The following is a 3,092-nucleotide window of genomic DNA, read 5'->3' as shown; positions in this document are numbered from 1 at the left end:
GGGCGTGGCTCGAAGGATGATTCGGCGCGCTGCTCGGCGCGTGCGGCGGTGCGCGACGGGGCTTGCAGATCCGGCCCGCGCTCAGTGTGGCTCACCGATGGTGCGGGTTCGGTTGCTTCGCGGCGGCGCAGATTGGCAAAGGGCGAAGGGCGCTCCAGCTGGGTTTCCAGCGCTTCCAGAGTGCGTGTCAGCTCGTCGAGCGACGAAGTTCCGCGGCGTTGCCGCCCGGAATTCAAAGTCTCGAGGTAAGATCGCCTGCTGGTCATTTAAACCGCCCGCCGCCGCTGAAACTGGTGTGCCACCGCGCATGGTAAACACGAGGAGGATTGCCGGGACCTTGCGTGACCGCGTGGCTGGTGCGGAACTTTCGGTTCGATCCGGGCTTCAACAAGCACCCGGAAACACGCCGTGAAGAGATTCGGTACGAGCGGTTCACGGAACGCCGACATCCGTAAAGGTCTCAGGAGGTGGTAAAGAACGCGTTAACCATATTGAATCGCTGATCTTTCCCGCCAAATGCATAGCAGCCGTGTTTTCATCTGCGTTGCATGTCCGTGGGGAAGGCCTATATAGGCACGTATCAGGACCGCCCCCACATCGGCATCAGAAACACGCGTATCCAGCAGAAGCCTGTCGGAACGATGCCGCACGGTTTTGCCCGCGAACCCACAGCAAGAAGAACAAAAACAATGGCTTATCATTTCAACCGCGCTCCCGCGGAGAAAGAGTCTCACATCGACATGTCGAGCGCCGAAGACGCGTCCGGCATGGAGGAAGACGCGCGTCGTATCGGCGACCTGGCCAAGGAATACGGTGTCTCCCTGCGCACGCTTCGCTTCTATGAAGACAAGGGACTGCTGACGCCCGAACGCGTTGGAAGCACCCGGCTTTATCATCGCCGCGACATCAGCCGGCTGGAACTGATTCTGCTCGGCCGCAAGGTTGGTTTCTCCTTGCGCGAAGTGAAGCAGCTGATGGATCTTTATGATCCGAACGGCACCAATATCCGCCAGTTCAAGGCCGTGGTGGATCGCTCCACCCGTCAGCTCGGCCGTTTGGAAAAGCAGCGCGCCGAACTTGATTCGGCCATCGAGGCCATCAGCGATCTGATCTCGACCACAAAGGACAAGCTGGCTTCGATCCCGACAGGCAAGCCTAACTGATCCGACCCGTGCACTTTGACGTTTACGCAAACGTCAAAGTTTGATAGTCGATCCTCCAAGCGCCGGTCCCTGCCCGGCGTTTTCGTGTTGCATGCGCTGAAGCGCCCTCCGCTTCGCGCTTGACCTGGAGGACAGCATGCCCGTTTTCCGCGCGCCCGTTGAAGATACCCGCTTCATCCTGAACGAGGTTCTCCGGCTTGATCGCTTTAGCAATCTGAATGGCTTCGCCGACGCCTCACCCGATGTGGTGGATGCGATCCTGGATGAAGGCGCCAAGCTTTCCGAAAGCGTGCTCCAGCCGCTCAACCGCATCGGCGACACTGATGGCTGCACGCGTGCCGCCGACGGTTCGGTCACCACGCCGAAGGGCTTCAAGCAGGGCTTCGACCAGTATCGCCAAGGCGGCTGGATGGGTTTGGCGGTGCCGGAAGAGTTCGGCGGCCAGGGTCTCCCCTACACGCTGCATACCGCCGTTGCCGAATATATGTCGGCCGCCAACATGGCGCTGATGATGTATCCCGGCCTGACGCAAGGCGCGATCGCGGCCATCGTGGCGCATGGCTCGGATGAGCAGAAGCAGCGCTACTTGCCCAAGATGGTGGACGGCACCTGGACCGGCACGATGAACCTGACCGAACCGCATTGCGGCACGGATCTTGGCCTGCTGCGCACCAAGGCGGTTCCATCCGGCGACGGCACCTACAAGATTTCCGGCCAGAAGATCTTCATCTCGGCGGGCGAGCACGACATGGCCGAAAACATCATCCATCTGGTGATCGCCCGCATCGAAGGCGCGCCGGACGGCGTGAAGGGCATTTCGCTCTTCATCGTGCCCAAGTTCAAGCTGAACGAGGATGGCACGACCGGCGAGCGCAACACCGTGTCTTGCGGCTCGCTCGAAGAAAAGATGGGCATCCACGGCAATGCCACCTGCGTCATGAATTATGACGAGGCCGAAGGCTTCCTGATCGGCGCCGAGAATGGCGGCCTCAAAGCCATGTTCGTGATGATGAACGAGGCCCGTCTGGGCGTCGCCCTGCAGGGTCTGGCGGTCGGCGAAGCGGCTTACCAGAACGCCGTGTCTTACGCCCGCGAGCGCATTCAGGGCCGATCGCTATCGGGTGCCAAGGCGCCGGACAAGAAGGCCGACCCGATCATCGTTCATCCCGATATCCGCCGCACGCTGCTGACCATCCGCGCCTTTACCGAAGGCGGCCGGGCGCTGCAGCTCTGGACCGCCTTGCAATCCGACCTCGCGGCGCGCGCCGGCGACGAGAAGGAGCGGCAGGCAGCCGAGGACCTGCTCGGTCTGATGACGCCGGTAGTCAAGGGCGTGCTCACCGACAGGGGTTTCGACCACGCTGTTGCCGCTCAGCAGGTGTTTGGCGGCCACGGCTATATCGAAGAACATGGCATGAGCCAGTTCGTGCGGGATGCCCGCATCGCCATGATCTATGAGGGCGCCAACGGCATCCAGGCGCTCGATCTCGTCGGCCGAAAGCTGGCGCTGAACGGTGGTCGCGCCGTGCAGGCCTTCTTCAAGGAAGTCGGCGCCTTCTGCGAAGACAACCGTGGTGACGAGACCTTGGCACCCTTCACCAAGGCGCTGAAGAAAGGCCTCAACGATCTGCAGGCCGCAACCATGTGGCTGGTGCAGAACGCCATGCAGAAGCCGGATAATGCCGGTGCGGCGTCCACCGATTACATGCACCTCTTCGGACTGGTGGCGATCGGCTATATGTGGGGCCAGATGGCCAAGGCCGCGCAGGAAAAGCTGGCCGAAGGGTCGGGCGACAAGGCGTTCTATGAGACCAAGCTGGTCACGGCCCGCTTCTTCATGGAACGGGCAATGCCGGAAACCGCTACACGCCTTGCGCGCATCTCGGCCGGCGCCGATACTCTGATGGCTTTGCCGGCGGAGGCGTTCTG

At 61.7% G+C, this 3,092-nt stretch carries 3 protein-coding genes; 2 read left to right on the top strand and 1 reads right to left on the bottom strand.

Features of this window, described 5'->3' with window-relative positions; all coding sequences use genetic code 11:
• On the bottom strand, positions 1-266 hold a 266-nt coding region (locus RTX98_RS15160; RefSeq protein WP_312797657.1), incomplete at its 3' end, for a hypothetical protein.
• Positions 267-740: 474 nt separating this feature from the next.
• Here RTX98_RS15160 and RTX98_RS15155 point away from each other — a divergent pair.
• The gene (locus RTX98_RS15155; protein WP_312797658.1) at positions 741-1,163 is read left to right on the top strand and encodes a MerR family DNA-binding transcriptional regulator; all 423 of its coding nucleotides are present in this window, start codon (positions 741-743) and stop codon (positions 1,161-1,163) included.
• A gap of 136 nt (positions 1,164-1,299) precedes the next feature.
• The coding region (locus tag RTX98_RS15150) for an acyl-CoA dehydrogenase C-terminal domain-containing protein (protein WP_312797656.1) at positions 1,300-3,092 on the top strand (1,793 nt) is incomplete at its 3' end.

The organism is Tianweitania sp., from assembly GCF_032053605.1.
GTDB lineage: Bacteria > Pseudomonadota > Alphaproteobacteria > Rhizobiales > Rhizobiaceae > Tianweitania.
This window is presented reverse-complemented; position numbering and strand designations above follow the sequence as displayed.